We start from the raw sequence: 18918 nt of genomic DNA, 5'->3' as shown, positions 1-18918 counted from the left end.
AACAGGTCCAGCATGACCCCGCGCGGCACGGAGGTTGCCGTCGTCGGCACCGGCACCGGCGTTTCCGCGAGATCGAAGTCCGCCACCGGCCGGTCCGCCGCACGAAGCACCCCGGCGACCAGCACCCGGAAATGCTCCTCGATCCTGGCGAATTCAGCGGCGGCGAAGACGTGGCGATTGAAGGTGAACTTGACGTCCAACTGCGGGCCGGGATGAACGATCAGGCTGAACGCATAATGGATCTGCTCGAACGCCCGCACGTTGTCCAGCCGGAAGCGCCCGCTGGAAGCGCCGGTATCGAACGGATAGTTCTCGAACACCAGCGCATGGTCGAAGAGCGTGCGCCGCGCGCCCTCCAGGCGCTGCATCTCGGCCAGCGGCAGATGATGGAAGGGCTCGCCCGCCGCCGCCTGGGCCTGGATCTGGCGAACCAGCGAGGCGAAGGTCGTGCCGTCATCCAGTTTCACGCGCACCGGGATGGTCTGGAGGAACAGGCCCACCATCTCCTCGACGCCCGCCAGTTCCGGCGGACGGCCCGAAACGACGGCGCCGAAGATGACGTCGTCCGATCCGTTGTAGCGGGCCAGCAGCACGGCCCACAGGCCTTGCACGACGGTGTTGAGGGTCACTTCCAACCGGGCCGCCAGACCCGTCAGCCCGCCGGTATCTTCGGCCGACAGCAGGAAGGCATGTTCCTGCATTTCATAGCCCTGCTGCCCGGCCGCATAGTCGCCGCCGGGCAGGGTGGAGGGGGCGGGGCACCCGGCCAGCAAGTGGCGCCAATAGCTGCGGGCCGGCTCCGGGTCCTGGGCGGCCAGCCAATCGAGATGGCGGGCGAACGGAGGCGGCGGCGCCAGCCGGCAGGGCCGCCCTGCCGCCACGGTGTCGTAAAGCTCCATCACGTCGTGGTGCAGGATGCCCATCGACCAGCCGTCGAGGATGATGTGATGGCTGCTCCATACGACATCGAAGTCCCTGGGCCCCAGTTGCACCAGGGCGACGCGCATCAGCGGGTCCCGCGCCAGGTCGAAGCCGCGCTTGCGGTCGGCCAGGGCCAGGGCCGCCACGGCGGCACCCTGCTCCGCCGCCGGCAGGGCCGTGAGGTCGTGCCGCTCGAAGGGCATCGGCCGGTCCTTGAGGATCACCTGTAGGGGATGTTCGCCCGGCGGGTCGATCACCGCCGCCCGCAGAAGCGGGTGGCGCCGCGCCAGGGCCTGCCAGGCAGCCTCGAACCGCACGGGGTCCAGCTCGCCCGCCAAGTGGTAGGTGAACTGCTCGAAATAGGACGTATTATCCCCGGAAAGTGCGACGTACAGCATCCCGGCCTGGAGAGGAGAGAGCGGCATCATGGCTTCGATGTCGTCCGCCGCCACCCCCAGCCGCTGCAGGACGCCGACAGGCAGGCTCGCGGCCCCGCTTTCGACCAGCAGTAGCAGCCCCCGTTCGAAGGCCGCCGCGAAGGCCGCCATGGTCTCGGCGGCATGCAGGCGGCGCCCGTAATTGACGGTGACGGAAAGCCTGCCGCCGGTCACCGCTGCTTCCACCTCGATCAACTCCTGGCGCGCCTGGCGTTCGCTTCGGGGAGGCCCGGTGTCCTCGGGGGCCAGGGAGAACCCGCCCGCCGACTGGTCGGCGAATTCCCCCATGTAGTTGAAGCCGATCTGCGGAAGCTCGCCGAAGGTCAGATTGCGCTTGAGATCGCAGGGCGTCAGGTACTTGAGAACGCCGTAGCCGATGCCCTTGCTGGGCAGCTCGGTCAGGCTTGCCTCGACGCGCTTCAGGGCCGAGACCGCATCGGCCGCCCCCGTCACATCCAGCACCAGCGGGAAGATGGTGGTGAACCAGCCGAGGGTGCGGCTGAAATCGGCCCCCGGCACGATCTCTTCGCGCCCATGGCCTTCCAGACGGACCCGCAATCGCTCCAGCCCGAACGTCGTCTTGCAGGCATGGGTAAGACCGGTGAGCAGCAGGGCGTTGACCTGCACCCCGTGGCGACGCTGCACCTCGGTCAGCAGGGCCTGGGTCGGCGCGGCGGCCAGAGTGAAGGTCACCGTGGCGAGGTCGCGCACCTCGTTGGCGGGGGCCTCGAAGTCGCAGGGCACGGCGGGAACGTCAACCGCTTCGCTGCGGCTCCAATAATCGATTTCCGCCAGCAACTGCGGGCTGCGGGCGTAGCTTTCCAGGATGCCCGCCCAATCCAGCCACGGACGGCTGGCGGCAAGCTCGGGGACGGGCAGGCCCGCCGCCAGCGCCCCATAGGCCTCGGTCAAATCCTCCAGCAGGATGCGCCAGGAAACCCCGTCGATGACCAGATGGTGACACAGGACCAGGACCCGATCCCCTTCGGGCAGGCGATAGAGCACCACCCGCAGCAGGGGCGGCTGCGCCGGATCGAAGGTCCTGTGCAGCCCCGCCGCATGTTCGCTCAGCATGGCCGAACTCGTGACCAGGACGACTTCCACGGGAACGGCCAAACGTTCCGCCACCCGCTGGCGCATGGGCTGTGCCGCCAGGGACAGGCGCAGGGCGCCGTGGTGGGCGACGATCCGATCCACCGCCCCTTGCAACGCCGCCGCGTCTACCCGCTTCCCGCTGGCCAGCAGGACCGCGTTGGTGAAGTGGCCAGGGTCCTGGCGGTGGGTGGCGAGGAACCAGTGCTGGATCGGTGTCAGGCCGGCCTCGTTGGCGCAGCCTTGCCCCTCGGGCGGCATAAGAGGCGCCGGGACGGTCGCGTCGGGCGATGCCTGCTGGGCCAGCCGGGCGATGGTCTTGGCTTCGAAGATCTGCTTGAGGGTCACCCGCAATCCTGCCCGATGCAGGCGGCTGACGATTTGCAGAGCCTTGATCGAATCGCCGCCGATGGCGAAGTAGTTCTCCTCGACGCCGATTCGCGGCAACGCCAGAACCTCCCGCCAGACCCGGGCGATCAGGGCCTCGACCGGCCCCCGGGGTTGCACGAAGCTTCGCTCCGCCACCAGCCGGGCCGTTTCCGGGGCGGGCAACGCGGTGCGGTCGATCTTGCCGTTGGCGGTCAGCGGGAAGGCCTCCAGGACCACGAAATGGCCGGGGACCATGTAGGCCGGCAGCGCCTGATCCAGGTGGAAGCGCAGCGTTTCGACCGTCGGCGCGCCGCTTTCCTTGCCGATCACATAGGCGACGAGTTCCTTGATCCCCTGGCCTCCGTCGCGATCGAGGACGAATGCCTTCGCCACATCGGGATGCCGAAGCAGTTCCTGGACCACGGCGGCGATCTCGACGCGATGGCCGCGGATCTGCACCTGGTGGTCGTTGCGGCCGAGGTATTCCAGCACCCCGTCGGGCCGGAGCCGCCCGACGTCGCCCGACTTGTAAAGCCGCCGGCCGTCACGTTCGACAAAGCGTTCCCGGGTCAACTCCGGCCGGTTGAGATAGCCTTGGCCGACCCCGCTGCCGCCGATCCAAATCTCGCCCGGCACCCCCACGGGCTGAAGCTCCATCAGGGGGCTCAGCACCTCGACGGTGGTTTCCGGCAGCGGATGGCCGATCAGGCTGCGTCCGGGCGGGCCGAAGACGTCGGCATCGGTGACGCGATGACAGGTCGAATGCACCGCCGTCTCGGTGATGCCATAGAGGTTGACCAAGCCGATCCGCTGAAGCGGATAGAGGGCCGCCCACGACTGCAGGTAGGTCGGCTCCAGCCTGTCGCCGCCGAAGAACACATAACGAAGATGGTCCCCGAGATCGTGGGACGCATTGCGGCATTCCGCCTCGATCAGGCCATAGAAGGCTCCCGGCGTCTGGCTGAGCACGGTCACCCGATGGCTGCGGATGAGCGCGAGCCGTGCCACCGGGTCGCGGATCTCGTCCCGGCCGGCGATGACCAACTGGCCGCCGTAGGCAAGGGCGCCCCAAATCTCCCAGACCGAAAAGTCGAAGGAAAAGGAGTGCGCGGAAAGCCAGACATCGTCCGCGCCGAACCCGAAGTCATGGCGGCTGGTGACCATCAGGCGCACCACGTTGCGGTGCGAAACCAGGCAGCCCTTGGGGCGCCCGGTGGTGCCGGAGGTGTAGATGACATAGGCGATGGATTCCGGCCGCAGGCTGCGGAGCTCTAAGGCAGGCGTCTCGCCTTCGAGGTCCTCCACCGCCAAAGCCAGGTGCCGTCGCGCCTCCGGCAGGTGCGCCGCCAGGATCTCCGTCGTCAACACCGCCTGGCAGTTCGAATCCTCAAGCACATGGGCGATCACGGCGGCGGGACGATCGACCTCGATCGGCACATAGGCGCAGCCCGCCTTGAAAGCGGCGAGGATGCCGACCACCACCTGTTCGGACCGTTCCAGGAAGATGCCGACCAGGGCCCCTTCGGCCACCCGGGCGGCCAGCCTGGCGGCCAGGGCCGTCGCCTGCCGGTCCAGGGCCTCGTAGGACAGCGTCGTCTCGCCCCAGCACACCGCCGGCCGTTCGGGATGGCGCCGCACCGAGGCCGCAAACAGGTCGAGCAGGGTGGCTCCGGCCGGATAGTCGGCCGCGGTATCGTTGAATTCGGCAATGAGTTGGCGTTCCGCCGGCCCCAGCAGGTCGATGCGACCCAACGGCCGGTCGGGATCGCCGAGGATTTCGGCGACGATGCGCTCGAACGATGCCACCCAGCGCTCGATGGTGGCCCGCTCGAACAAGGCGGTGGCGAAGCTGAAGCGAAGAGACAGGCTCTCCTGCTCCTCGATCGCCTCAAGCGCCAGGTCGAACATGGCGGCCGGCAGGGTGACGTCGCGCCGGGTGAAGGTCAGCGCGTCGATGTTGAAGGTCCGCTCGCTGGCATTTTCGTAGGAAAGCAGCGCATCGAACACCGGGTTGCGATCGTGCGGCCGGTTCGCATCGAGGCGGAGCAGGTGCTCGAATGGGTAATCCTGATGGTCGTAAACGGCGAGGCAGGTCTTGGCCATCGACCCCAGAAACTGGCGGAACGGCAGCTGCGAGTCGGGCCTGGTCCGGAAGGCAACCGTATTGGCGAACATGCCGACGGCGGCGGCAAGGTCCAGGTTGTTGCGCCCCGAGACGGCGCCGCCGATGACGATGTCGTCCTGACCGCTCAAGCGATGCAGCAGCGTGCTCCAGACCGCCAGCAGGACGATGTAAAGTGACGCCCCCGACTGGCGCCCCAGATTGCGCAGTTGGCGCGTCACCTCGGCGGGCAGGGTGAGGTCGACGGCATCCCCCGTGAAGTCGGCTTCGGCGCCGCGCGGCCGGTCCAGCGGCAGATCCAGCAGCGGCAGCTCGCCCGCCAGCTGTTCCGCCCAGAAGGCCTCGTTGACGCGGCCGCGCTCGCCCTCGCCACCGGCATCCACGAGGTTCTGGCAATGGCGCAGGTCGTAAGTGACGGGCGCCACCGCCTGACCCTGGTAAAGGGCCATCAGCTCGGCCGCGATGACGTTGAACGACAGGCCATCGGCGACGATGTGGTGGGCGTCGGCCAGCAGCAGGTGACGCTTGGGCCCGACCTCGACGGTCGCCACCCGCAGCAGTGGGGCGGCGGCCAGATCGAACGGCCGCACGAACGCCGCAACCACCGCGTCGATATCGGACTCTTCGGCCTGCAAGCGTTCGATCTCGAAGCGCGGCTCGACCCAGCGCTTGGCCAGAAGCTCGCCGTCCACCATCACGAAGCTGGTGCGCAGGCTCTCATGGCGGCCAATGATGGTGCGGAACGCTTCGTCCAGCCGATCGATGTCCAGCGGACCGTCGATCCAGAAGGCCTGCGGCAGGTGATAGGGCAATTGCCCGCCCGCCCGCTGGCCCAGCGCATAGAACCGCCGCTGCACGGACGAGAGCTGGGTGAACTGTGGCGACGGATAGTCTTCGACCGACCACGAAAAGCCCCCGGCGCGGATGTCCTCGATGCTGCCGGTGACGACCTCGAACACCTTCTCGACATCGGCCTCGGTGTGGGCGGTGGAGAAGAACGAGATCCGGCGTTCCCACGTATAGACGCCGCGGTCGATCATCAGCAGATAGAGCAGTTCCATCTCGATCGGCTGCAGGTCCTTGTCGCCCAACGGCACCAGCCGCCATTGCGACGAGAAATGCTTGGCCCGCAGCGGCACCCGATGGGTCTCCAGCCACCGGTTCAGCCGGTCGCAGAAGCCGGTGGTCAGCGCGCTCACCCCCTCCTGCAAGGCCGGTCCCGCCGCTTTCATGTGGGTCAGCGCGGCATGGGTGGTGGCCATGGTCGTCGGATTGCGGCAGAAGGTGCCGCCGAAATAGATCATCGGCGAATGCGGGCCCGACCGGTCGCCATAGTCCCAGGCCCCACCGTCGATGTAGTCGAGGAACTTCGCCTTGCCGGCGATCACGCCCACCGGCATGCCGCCGCCGACGATCTTGCCATAGACGGCGATGTCCGCCTCGACCCCGAACCACGCCTGGGCGCCGCCAGGCAGGATGCGGAAGCCATTGATCATCTCGTCGAAGATCAGGGCCGTTCCGGCCGCCCGCGTGACGCGCCGCAGCTTCTTGAGGAAGCCCTGGGGCTGAAGGTCGGGATCGCGGCTTTGCACCGGCTCGACCAGCACGCCGGCAATCTGGTGGGCGTTCTCCTCGATGATCCGCAGCGACTCCGGCGAGTCGTAGTCGAGGACCATCACGTCCTCGACCATGGCGGGCAGCGTGCCGATGCCCACGGGCACGACGTCGCCGTTGTCATCTGCCGCCAGCACGCCGTCGAAAATGCCGTGGTAGGAACCCTTGAAGATGACGATCCTGGGTCGCCCGGTGACCGCGCGCGCCAGGCGGACGGCAATCATCACCACCTCCGAGCCGGTGTTGCTGAAGGTCACCCGCTCGCTGCCGGTGAGTTCGTGCACCAGTAGGGCCGCCGCCCCGGTCAGCTTCGACTGGGTGCCCAGTTCCAGCCCGGCCGCCATCTGGCGGGACAGCGCCTCATGGATGAACGCCGGCCGATGGCCGAAGAAATGGACGCCCATGCCCAGCGCGACGTCGATGTATTCGTTGCCGTCGAGATCCCAGAAGCGCGCCCCCTCCGAGCGGGCCGAAACGATCGGATACTTGGCTTCCTTCAACTGGCCCCAGAAGGACAGCGAATGTTTCCAGTCGGCCAGGACGGCGCGCGATTCCTGGGTCATCGCCTTGGAGCGCCCGGTCCGCGCCACGTGATCGGCGACCAGGCCGGCAACGAAGGCCTGCTGCGTCGGGGTCAGGCGGGCGCCCGCCATATTGATGCCGCGAATGGCGGCGATGGCCTCTTCCCTTGGCGCCTTCGCCGCTTTGGCGGCCCGCGCCGGGCGAGGGGTTCCGGCCGGGGGCGGCTGGGGAGCCGGCGCGCCCGCCTGCCCCGTCATGGCCATCTGCTGGCGGATCAGTTCGCTCATGCTTTGCAGGTTTTGCGCCGCCACCTGGGCCATGTAGTGCAGCTGCTGCTGGAACAGCGGCACGGCCGGATCGAGGGGCCCCGGCCCCGCCGCCGAGACGCCCGGCACCGTGGGCAGCATGGCAACCGGCGGCGCCATGGGCAACGTCGCGGGGGCGAGAGAAGCCGGCGCGGCCGCCTTTGCTCCCTGGGCTTCGAGATGGGCAGCCAGTCTGTTCACGGTGCCGAGTTCATCGAACAACTGGCTCGGCTTGAGCTCGACGCCGTAGGTCCGCTCGACCATCTGGCCGAGTTTCACGAGCATCAGGGAGTCCAGCCCCATGTCCGTCAGATGGTGGTCGGGATTGATCTCGTGGGGCGGAAATCCGCTGACCTCGGCCACGATGGCGATGAGGTCGCGGGTTATCGACTCGGCCTGCTCCATAACGCTCGCCTCTTTCGCATGACCGGCAGGTTTTGCCGCTTCGATCGTCGGGGTGTTTGCGACGCTGACGGCGGCAGGACGCAAGGGTGCCACCTCCAGCCAGTAGTCCTGTCTTTGGAAGGGATAGGTGGGAGCCTCGAGCGTGCGGCGCGGCCAGGGGGCGTCGAAACCCGCCCAGTCGATCTCGGCGCCGCGCTCCCACAACGCTGCCAACCCCTCGGCCAGCGGTCCGTCCCCGCTCTCGCCCGGGCGCAGGGAACTCAGCAGCAGGACGGGCTTGTCGCCGGCGGCCGGGCCCAGCAGGCTGAGCACCTCGTCGCCGGAGCCGATTTCGAGGAAGGCGTCGTAGCCGTCCCGCACCAGCGCCGCAAAGGCGTTTTGCAACGGCTCCACCTGGGCGGGACGTTGCCGCCAGTGTTTGGCCGGCAGGGGGTCCCGGCCCGGCCACAGGCCGCCCGCCGCACCGGAATAGAAGGGCACCGGCGCCCCCTGCCCATCGCCGGCAAGCAGGCCGGCAACCGCCGCCGCCGCATACTCTCCGGCGCCATGGCCCAGCACCGCCGCCGGCCGCACGCCCCACGCGGCCCACAGGTCCACCAGGGCCCGTTGCAGCGCGTAATGATCCCCGCCATGGCGGTCGAAGGCGGCGCGGAATGCCGGTTGGGTTTCGGCAAGCGCGCGTGCCGCCATCCAGCCCTCGCCGTGCCCGCCGAACAGGAAGACCACGCCCTTGCCCCCGATGCACCGTCGACGCCGGGTGAAGCGTTCGCCGGGCAGCGAGGAGAGCGCCGCCGCCAGGTCCGCGGGCGTCGCCCCGGTCACCGCCAGCCGCTCGCGCAGGGCCGTGCGGCGGGCCGCGGTGTGGCAAAGATCGGCGATCTCGGCGGGATCGGCCGCCTCCAGGCGGGCCTGCCAGCGCTTTGCCAATGCTTGCAGAGCCACGCCGGTCGCCGCCGAGAGGGGCAGGACGTGACGGCTCCGCTCGGGGCCCGCCACGGCCGCCACGGGCTCCGCCATCGGCGGTTCGGCGACGACGACATGGGCATTGGTGCCGCTCAACCCGAAGGAACTGATCCCGGCGGCACGCGGACCGGCGCCTTTTTCCCAGTCGCGGGCCTCATCCACCATCTTGATGGAAGACGTCGCCCAGTCGATATGCCGGTTGGGCCGGATGAAATGCAGGCTTTTGGGCAGGCGTCGGTGCCGCAAGGCCAGGATGACCTTGATCACGCCGGCGATGCCGGCGGCGGCTTCGGTATGGCCGATGTTGGTCTTGACCGAGCCCAGCCACAGGTCCCGCCCCGGCGGCCGCCGGCCGAAGACCGCGCTCAGCGCCCCGAATTCGATGGGATCGCCAAGCGGCGTGCCGGTGCCGTGCGCCTCGACATAGTCGATGGCGTCGGGAGTGAGGCCGGCATCGGCCAGCGCGTCCCGGATCACTTGCTGTTGCGCCAAGCCGTTGGGAGCGGTCAGCCCGTTGCTGCGCCCGTCATGATTGACGGCGGAACCGGCCAGCACCGCCTGAATGGGATCCCCGGCCCTTAAGGCATCGTCGAGGCGCTTGAGCACCAGCAATCCGCCGCCCTCGCCCCGTCCATAGCCGGTGGCGTCATCGTCGAAGGCCCGGCTGCGCCCGTCGGCGGCCAGGGCCTTCACCTTGCACAGGGCGACCGTGCTGTCGGGCGACAGCATCAGGCTGCCCCCCCCGGCCAGGGCAACGTCGCATTCCCGCCGGCGCAGACTCTTCATCGCCAGATCGAGGGCCACCAGGGACGATGAACAGGCGGTGTCGAGGGTCACGCAGGGGCCCTTGAGATCGTAGAAGTACGACAGCCGGCCCGCCGCCGTGCTGAACATGACGCCGCTGCCGGAATAGGCATCGATGCGCGCCGGATCGCCGGAATGAACGTGGGCCTGGACGTAGTCGTAGTTGGAGAGGCCGACATAAACCCCGGTCCGGCTTCCGGCCAGACGCCGCACGTCCTGGCCGGCCGCCTCGAAGGCCTCCCAACTCAGTTCCAGAAGCAGCCTTTGCTGGGGGTCCAGGGCGTGCGCTTCCTTCGGCGTGATGTTGAAAAAGGCGGGGTCGAAGCCCTTGACGTCATCGAGGAAGGCGCCGGTCCTGGTGTAGAGCTTGCCCGGTGCCTCGGGGTCGGCATCCCACCAGCGCTCGACATCCCAGCGCTCCTTGGGAACGGGCGCCACGGCATCCCGGCCCTCGGCCAGAACATCCCAGAATTCGCCGGGCGAATTGCCGCCGGCGGGAAATCGACAGGCGACGCCGACCACCGCAATGGGGGAGCGCTGCCTCAGCCGCGCGTTCTCGCCCAGCAATTCCTTGATGGTCTCCGATGCCCGCTTCAGCGCCGCGACATAGGGTGCATCAGACGCGCCGGTCACGCCTCGCTCCTCTGTCCGATCAGGTTGTCGATCTCGTCGAGCACGGATGCCGCCGCCGAGGCAACCGGGGCCGCCGCGGGGGCGTCCCCCAGTTGCACCACGTCGTCGAGGAGATAACGGGCGATCTTGTTCAGGGTCGGATAGTCGAACAGCAGGGACGCCGGCAGGGCACGCCCGAGACTTTTGTTGAGGCGGTTGCGCATGTCCACCGACATCAGGCTGTCGAAGCCCTGCTCGACCAGCGGCTGGTCGATCTCGATGGCTTCGGCGTCGCCATAGCCCAGGGTTTGCCGCGCCAGAACCTGAAGGTAGTCCCGCATCAGGGCCGCGCGCTCGACGGGCAGCACGGCCCGCAGTTCCTCGGCGATATCGCGGCCGGCGACGGCGGCCGCGGCCTCGCCGCCGGCCTTACCGGTGGCGGCCAGGAGCGCGGCCAGCAGTCCGGCCTGACCGGCAATCCCGTGGGCTTGGGCGTAGGCGGGCCAATCGATGTCCGCCACAGTGGGCTGAAGCAGGTTTTCGCGCAGCACGTGCCTGAGAACGCGCAGGCCCTGGGCCGGCGCCAAGGCGCGGATACCTTGGGCGGAAAAGCGGTCAATTTCCTGGTCGGCCGCCATGCCGGTCTCGGCCCACGGGCCCCAATTGATGCTGGTGGCAGCCAGTCCCCGCTTGCGGCGATAGGCCGCCAACCCATCCATGAACGCATTCGCGGCGGCGTAGTTGGCCTGCCCCAGGTTGCCGATGATCGCCGCCACCGAGGAAAAGAGGACGAAGAAGTCGAGGTTGAGCGACCGGGTGGCCTGGTGCAGGTTCCACGCCCCCTTGACCTTGGGCGCCATGACCCGCGCGAATTTTCCGGGATCGAGATCGGCGATCATGCCGTCCTCCAGCAACCCTGCCGCATGAACGACGCCCAACATCGGAACCTTCGCCTGGCCCAGAATGCGCGCCACGTCGCCGGCATCGGCGACGTCGCCCAGGGCAACGGTGACCTCGGCTCCCTTTTCGGTCAGTGCGTCCACCGCCGCCCGGGCCTTGGCATCCGGCGCCCGGCGGCCGGTCAGGATGACATGGCGCGCACCTTCGCTCACCAGCCACTCGGCGACCAGCAGCCCCAAAGCCCCCAATCCGCCGGTAACCAGGTAGGCGCCATCGGGCCGCACCAGTCCGTGGGCCTCCGTCAGTTCCCGGCGATGCTCGTCCTCGCGGGTCAGCACCACCTTGCCGATATGCCGGGCCTGGGCCATGAAGCGGAAGGCTTCCTCGGCCTCGGCCATGGGGAAGATGACCTGGGGCAGAGGCCGGAGGGTGCCGGCCTCCATTTCCGCCAGCAGGTCACGGAACATGCCGGTGACGAGCGCCTCGTCCTCATCGATCACGCTTCCCAGATCGAAAGGGCGATACAGCCAGGACGGATTGAGCGCGCGCACCCGCGCCTCGTCCCAGATGCCGATCTTGCCCATTTCGAGAAAGCGGCCGTTCTCGGCCAGCACCGAGAAACTGGCGGCGATGGCCTCCCCCGACAGGGAGTTGAGCACGATGTCGACCCCCTTCCCGCCGGTCAATTTGCGGATCTCCGCCGCGAAGTCCGTGGTGCGCGAATTCAGGATATGGACGACGCCCATGGCCCTCACGTGCTCGCGCTTCTCGGCCGAGCCGACGGTGGCAAAGACCTCGGCCCCGGCGGCCAAGGCCATCTGCACCGCCGCCAGGCCGACACCGCCAGCAGCGGCGTGGATCAGCACGCGCTCGCCGCGCTTGATGTGGCCGAGGTGGGTCAAGGCGTAACGGGCGGTGAGGAAGGTGGCCGGCAACGTCACCGCCTCCGCCACGCTGAGACACTGGGGCTTCAGCGCCACCAGGCTTCGCGAAACCGTCAGGTGGCTGGCGATGCAGCCGCCGGCGCCCATGACGATCACCGTGTCGCCCAACGCCAGGTCGCTGATGCCGTCGCCCAAAGCCGCGATGGTACCCACGGCCTCGAAGCCAAGCAGCCCGGCCTCGCCGGGATATTGTCCCAAGGCATTCAGCACGTCGCGGAAATTCACCGCCGATGCCTGAACGGCGACCTCGACCTCTCCCGGGGCCGGCGGTCTGCGCGGCCGGGCCCTGAAGACCAGATCGTCCAGCGTCCGGCGCTGGCCCTTGTCGAGGAAATAGGCCTCGGTCTCGGTCACCTTGGGCAGACGCCGCAAGCTTCCCTTGTCGGCCGCAGCAACCTGCTGCGCTGCGACCAGGCGTTGGGCGAACAGTTGGTTGCCGCGACGCAGGGCCAAATGATCCTCGCCCCCGGGCACCGCGATCGCCGCCCGCAGGGCGGCCACGGCAAGCGGGCCGGGCTGGTCTTCGACATCGATCAGCCCGCCCCAGATTTCGGGAAACTCGGTCGCGATGGCGCGGCCGAAACCCCACAGCGCCGGGCCTTCGTGCCACGGCGTGCCCGCAGCACGATCCTCCCGCACCATCGAATGGGCCTGCCGGGTCAGGACCCAGAGCTTGAGGCGCTCCCGTCCCTCCAGGCCGCCGATGGCCTGCACCAGCGCCAGCAGACGGGCGCAGACGCCCTCGCAATCCGCCGCCGGATCGTTCCCCCGGCCGTGATCGGCGAACAGCAGATTGACGGTCTTCGCTTTCGACCGCGTCAGCCAGACTTGCAGCACCTTGGGGCTCGGCGATTGCGGCGACTGGGTCAGGACTTCGGTTCCGTCCTCCTCAAGGGCGCGGGCCAGCGCACCCCCCCAGCCGTCCCCTTCGGAAACGACGATCCAGCCGCTTTCCTCGCGCCCTTCGGCGGGCGCCGGCAGGGCCACCGGCAGCCAATCCAGGACATGGATCAGGCGGCGGTCGTCCAGCCGCGTCTCCTGATAGAGCGTGCTGCGGTCGGTCTGCTTCAACAGGAAGTCGCGGATTTCCAGCAGTGCCGTCCCCTGGGAATCGTAGGCGACGATCACGCACTTGACCAAATCCCGGGTCACCTCGACCTTGGTGTGCGTGAACAGCGGCTGGGCCAGGCTGCCCAGGACCCGCACCGATCCCATGTGCAGGGGAATGAGCACCGATTCCGCCGTCAGCATGTGGGCGGCGGAGGTTTCGCACGCCGGCAGGACCGTTTGCAGCAGGCTGTCGATAAGGCCGGGATGGATGGCCTCGTCGTCGACCTTGTGGGTCGCCTCGATGCGGCAGCAGGCCTCGTTGTCGCCCTTGTGGATCTCGCGGATGCATTGGAAGCTGGGACCGGTACGATAGCCCAGGGTCTCGATCAGCGCATAGAAGGCGGCCGGTGTCATGGTTCCGGGGCACGCCTGGCGCAGGCGCTGCCAATCCACGCAGGCCGGCGGCTCCGCCGAGGGGCGGGCCCAACGGCCGGTGCTGTGGGTAATCCAGTGCGAGGCCGGTTCGTTCGCCTCCTGGCTCAACAGCCGATAGGTGGGCTGGCCGGCCTCTTCGACGATCAATTGCACCGTGCGCGGCTGGCCGTCGGCCACCACCAGGGGGGCCGTGAAGGCCACATCCTCCAGCATCCGTCCCCCGCCGGCGGCCGAGAGAGCCATCGAGAGATGGGCGGCGGCGGGCGAGATGATCCTGCCGAAGATCTGATGGTCTTTCAGGAAAGCCGGCTGCTCGGCGGTGAACACGGCCTGGTAGAGCACGGTGCCGGCGGGAAGCGCGGCGGACTGGATCCGCTGCCCCAGGTAGGGATGGGACTGTCCCGTCGCCACGGCGGCGCCGCCGACGGCGGCATCGGCGATGGGGGAAAGGTAGAAGCTCTTGCGCTGGAACGGATAGCCCGGCACGACCGCCTTGTGCGCCCCCAGGCCCTCGGACACCTTTGCCCAGTCGACGTCGGCGCCCTGGGCATAGAGGACGGCCAGGCTCTGCAAAAGCTGGCGCCGGTCGTCCTCTCCCGGCTTTTGCAGCGAGCCCAGGAAATGATGGCCCTCGGCGGACAGGGTCTGGCGCGCCAGGCCGGTGAGTATGGCGGTCGGGCCGATCTCCAGGAAGATCGTCGCCCCCGCGGCCGCCAAAGCCTCCGCCGCCGCCGCAAAGCGCACCGGCGATTCGATCTGGTTGGCCCAATAGGATGCGGTGGTGAAGGCGCCGTCTGCAATCTTCACCCCGCTGACCGTCGATATTACCGGCAGTTGGGGTGCCTCGAAGCGCCGCGTTTGCGCCTGCGCCTCGAAGGCGCCGACAATGGGGCGCATCAATGGGGAATGGAAGGCGTGGGACACCCGCAACGGATGGGCAACCACCCCCTTGGCCTCGAAACGCTTGATGACATCGGCGACGGCCTTTGCCGAGCCGGAAATCACCGTTTCGCGCGGCGTGTTGATGGCGGCAACGGCGATCTCGCCGCCCCCCTTGGGGCCCACCTCGGCAAGCATGGCGGCCACCGCCGCCTCGTCGGCGAAAACGGCGGCCATGGCACCGCCGGCAGGCAGCTGCTGCATCAGGCGTCCGCGCTCGGCCACCAGGGCCAAGGCGTCTTTAAGGTCCAGGATGCCGGCGACATGGGCGGCGGCGTATTCGCCGATGCTGTGGCCGCACACCATGTCGGGCTCGATGCCCCACGATTGCCAGAGCCGGGCCAGGCCCACCTCGACGGCGAAGATCGCCGGCTGGGCGAAGCCGGTCTGCTTCAGTTCTTCCTCGCTGGCGTCCTCGCCGTACAGGAGGTCGATCAGCGAGCGCCCCAGCGGCTGGCGCAGGGCCTCGTCGCACGCCTCGATGGCGGCCCGGAAAACCGGCTGCTCATGGTAGAGCTGGCGGCCCATGCCGACGTATTGCGACCCTTGTCCGGTGAAAAGGAAGGCGACCTTGGGCCGCGAGCCGGGGGCCGCCCCGACCGCCAGCGAACGCACGCCCTTGCCAGCCAGATAGGCCTTAAGCGCGGCCGAAATGTCGGCCGCGCCGGTGCCGGTCGCGGCCAGGCGATGGGTAAAGTGGCTGCGTCCGACGCCGGCCGTGAAGCAGGCGTCGGCGAGAGCCGCCGACGGCGCGTCGAGCCAATCCACCCAGCGCTGCGCCAGGGCCTGCAAAGCCTCGGCCGTGCGGGCCGAAAGCGGCAGAAGCTGGGTGCCGGTCCGTTCGGCGCCGAGGGTCGGCGGCGGCGGGGCCTCGCCCAGGATGAGATGAGCGTTGGTGCCGCTGAAGCCGAAGGAACTGATTCCCACGTGGCGGGGCTTGCCGGAACGCGGCCACGGCGTGCGTTCGGTCGCCACCTTGAACGGATACTGCCCCCAGGGGATCCGGGGATTGGGGTTGTTGAGGTGCAGGTGGGCCGGGATCTCCTCGTGGTTCAGGCACAGGACGGCCCGGATCAGCCCGGCGATGCCCGCCGCCGCCTCCAGGTGGCCGATGTTGGGTTTGACGGTGCTTAGGATGACCGGGTCGTCGGCGGCCCGCTGGCCCTGCATGACGCGGCCAATGGCTTCGACCTCGATCGGATCGCCCAGGGGCGTTCCGGTGCCATGAACCTCGACATAGCCGATGTCGGCCGGGGCCAAACGGGCCCGTTCCAGGGCCTCGCGAATGACCCTTTCCTGGGCCAGTCCGTTGGGGGCGGTGAGGCCATTGCTCTTGCCGTCCTGGTTGACGGCGGAGCCCTCGATCACGGCCAGGATACGGTCGCCTCGCGCCTGCGCTTCGCTGAGGCGCCTGAGCACCACCATGCCGCAGCCCTCGCCGCGTCCATAGCCGTCGGCGGAACTGTCGAAGGTCTTGCACAGGCCGTCAGGCGAGATGGTGCCGAGCTTCGAGGAGGCGACGTGGAAAACCGGCGACAGGATGAGGTTGACCCCCGCCGCCAGGGCCAGGTCGGCGTCGCCGCCGCGCAGGCCCTGGCACGCCAGGTGGACCGCCACCAGCGACGACGAGCAGGCGGTGTCCACCGCCATGCTCGGCCCTTCGAGACCGAAGGTGTAGGACAGCCGGCCGGCGGCCGGCGCAAAGCAGCTGCCGGTCAGGGCGTAGCCGTCGATCAGATCCAGATGGCCCGAATGGCGATGGGCCTGGGAATAGTCGTCGCTGGAAATGCCGACGTAGACGCCGGTCCGGCTGCCCCGCAGGCCGGCGGGATCGATGCCCGCATCCTCCATGGCCTCCCAGCCCACCTCCAGCAACAGACGTTGCTGGGGGTCGAGACCGACGGCCTCCTTGGCCGAGATCCCGAAGAAGGGGGCGTCGAAGGCATCGATGGGCATGGTAATGAAGTTGGCGTGCGTCGCGTGCGTCTGCCCCGGCGCGTCGGCGTCGGGATCGTAGAAACGCTCGTGCGCCCAGCGTTCGGCCGGGATGGGAATGGAGGCGTGATGGCCGCGCCTCAGAAGATCCCACAGCAGGGCGGGATTGTTGGCGCCGCCGGGCAACCGGCAGGCCATGCCGACGACCGCGATCGGCTCGCTCTGACGCATTTCCAGCTCGCGGACGCGCGCCTGGCTCTTTTTCAGGGCGATGAAGGTCTTTTTGAGCACGTCGCCAGACCGTTCGGGAGGCCGGGAGCTGTTCATAGACGGTCCACTTCACGGTCGATCAGGGTTTCCAGGTCCTCGTCGGAGAGATCGTCGAGGAAGGCGAATTCGTCGGCAGCCTGGTGGGAGATCGAAACCGGCGCTTCCTGTGGCGGCTTCACGGGCTGCGGGAGCTCTCCCAACAGGAACTCGGCCATGCGATTGATCGAGGGATAGTTGAAAAAAAAGGTCGAGGGCACCGCGATCGCCAGGTCCGTCTCCAGGGTCTTGCGCAGTTCCATGGCCATCATCGAGGTGAACCCCTGCTCCAGCAGGGCCAGATCGGGATCGAGGGGCGCCAGGGGCCGGTCGCTGAGAACCCGGCGGGCGCGCTCGTCGAGGAAGGCCCGCATGGCCTGCGCACTGCCTCTCGCCAAAATTCCCGCCGTCGATGGAACCGGGACGGGCTCGGGAGCCGCCCCGTCCGGGCCGGCGTTGCCGCAGCCGCCCATCACCGGGTCCAGCCAATAGGGCTGGCGTTCGAAAGGATGACCCGGCACGGCCGTCTTCCGGGCGCCCAAGGGCCCGTAGAGACGGTCCCAATCGACCGTTCCGCCCGCCGTCCACAGACGAGCCAACTCGTCCAGCTTCCGGCGCATCGGCTCCTCGTCGGCGGAAGCAGCCCACAGCGCCGTCTCGCCACGCAATCGCGCCGCCAGCTCCGCCGGCGTTGCGCCGACCACCGCCCGGCGATGGGCAAAGGCCGTGCGGCCGGCGCCGAGTGTCAGGCCGACATCCGCCAGATTGCGCGGCGACGCCTCCAGCCACTCGGCCAGGGTGGCGGCGAGGGCCTCCAGCGCCGCCGGCGTACGGGCGGAAATGGGTAACAGGATGGGACCTGGAGACAGGGCTTCCACCCGCTCCTCGACGCCGGCCTCTTCGACGATCACGTGCGCGTTGGTGCCGCTGAAGCCGAAGGCGCTGACCCCCGCCCGCCGCGGCCGCCCGGTGCGGGGCCACGGTGTCAGGGACGTCGGCACCTGCAATGGGGCCTCCGCCCAGTTCACCCCGGGCGTCGGCCGGTCCATATGGAGGTGGGGGGGGATCTCGCCATGGCGGATGCACTGGATGGCCTTGATCAGTCCGGCGATGCCGGCGCCGGCCTCCAGGTGGCCGATGTTGGTCTTGACCGAGCCGACCAGCAGGGGAGCCGCCGGGTCCCGTCCCGCCGCATAGGTGTCGAGCAGGGCGCGAAGCTCGATGACGTCGCCCAAGGGCGTGCCGGTGCCGTGGGCTTCGACGTAGTCGATGTCGCGTGGCAACAGGTCTGCCCGGGCCAGAGCCTGTTCGATCACCCGCGCCTGCGCTTGGCGGCTGGGCGCCGTCAGCCCGTTGCTGCGGCCGTCCTGATTCACCGCCGAGCCCCGGAGAAGCGCGAGGATGCGGTCGCCGTCCCGGCGGGACCGGTCCACCATCTTCAGCACCACCGCGCCACACCCTTCGGCCCGCACGTACCCGTCGCCGGAAGCGTCGAAGGCCTTGCAGCGCCCGTCGGCGGACATCAGGCCCATGGCGGTCAGGCAGACGTAGAGGTTGGGAGTGAGCAGCGCGTTGACGCCCGCCACCAGCGCCGCCTCGCATTCGCCGAGGCGCAGGGCCTGGCAGGCCTGATGTACGGCAACCAGTGAGGACGAGCAGGCGGTATCGATGGCCAGTGAGGGCCCCTCGAAGCCGAAAACATAGGACAGCCGCCCGGCAGCGGCGGCAAAAGAGGCTCCCGTGGCCGTAAAATGGTCGATCGCGGTCAAGCCCGGCCGCCACAGTTGCGCGCCGTGGTAATCGGCGGTGCCGATCCCCACGAAAACGCCGACCGGCAGTCCGTTGGCGGGATCGGGGACCAGTCCGGCATCCTCGCAAGCCCGCCACGCCGTTTCCAGCAGCAGGCGCTGTTGCGGGTCCAGCGCTTGAGCCTCTTTGGGGGGAATGTCGAAGAAGGCGGCGTCGAAGGCGCCGGGAAAAGGATCGGGCAGGAAGCCGCCCCAGCGGGAGACGCTTTTCCCCGGCCGGTGGGAGTCGGGGTCATAAATCTCCTGCGGCCATCGCCCCGACGGGATTTCGCACACGGCGAAGCCCCCCTGGCGGAGAAATGCCCAATAGCTTTCGGGAGAGTCGCAACCGCCGGGATATTGGCACCCCATACCGATGACAGCGACGACACCTTCTTGTTCTTGGGCCAGCGCTTTTTCTTGGCTCAACGCTTCTTTTTCGGTTGTCGGAGCCAC

General features: G+C 68.7%; 3 protein-coding genes (1 of these 3 running past the window's edge). All 3 read right to left on the bottom strand.

Going from position 1 to position 18918, the window contains the following annotated elements; genetic code table 11:
* Tightly spaced (each overlapping or abutting the next), the 3 genes in view from ODR01_RS06900 to ODR01_RS06890 form a layout consistent with a single transcriptional unit that may run on beyond the window.
* Nucleotides 1–10187: the 5' portion of a non-ribosomal peptide synthetase gene (locus ODR01_RS06900; protein ID WP_316976892.1), read on the bottom strand. It extends 4939 nt beyond the left edge of the window; the window shows 10187 of its 15126 coding nt (coding positions 1–10187); its start codon is at nt 10185–10187; the stop codon falls past the left edge of the window.
* The gene (locus ODR01_RS06895) at nt 10184–16696 is read right to left on the bottom strand and encodes a type I polyketide synthase (protein WP_316976891.1); all 6513 of its coding nucleotides are present in this window, start codon (nt 16694–16696) and stop codon (nt 10184–10186) included. Before ODR01_RS06895 ends, ODR01_RS06900 begins: the two co-directional genes overlap by 4 nt.
* On the bottom strand, nt 16693–18918 hold the full coding sequence (locus ODR01_RS06890) for a type I polyketide synthase (RefSeq protein WP_316976890.1): 2226 nt from the start codon (nt 18916–18918) through the stop codon (nt 16693–16695). The genes ODR01_RS06895 and ODR01_RS06890 overlap by 4 nt, the downstream gene beginning before the upstream one ends.

The sequence above is a fragment of the Shumkonia mesophila genome (genome assembly GCF_026163695.1).
Lineage (GTDB): Bacteria > Pseudomonadota > Alphaproteobacteria > Rhodospirillales > Shumkoniaceae > Shumkonia > Shumkonia mesophila.
The sequence above is the reverse complement of the archived record's forward strand: the minus strand, read 5'-3'. Positions and strand labels throughout refer to the sequence as shown.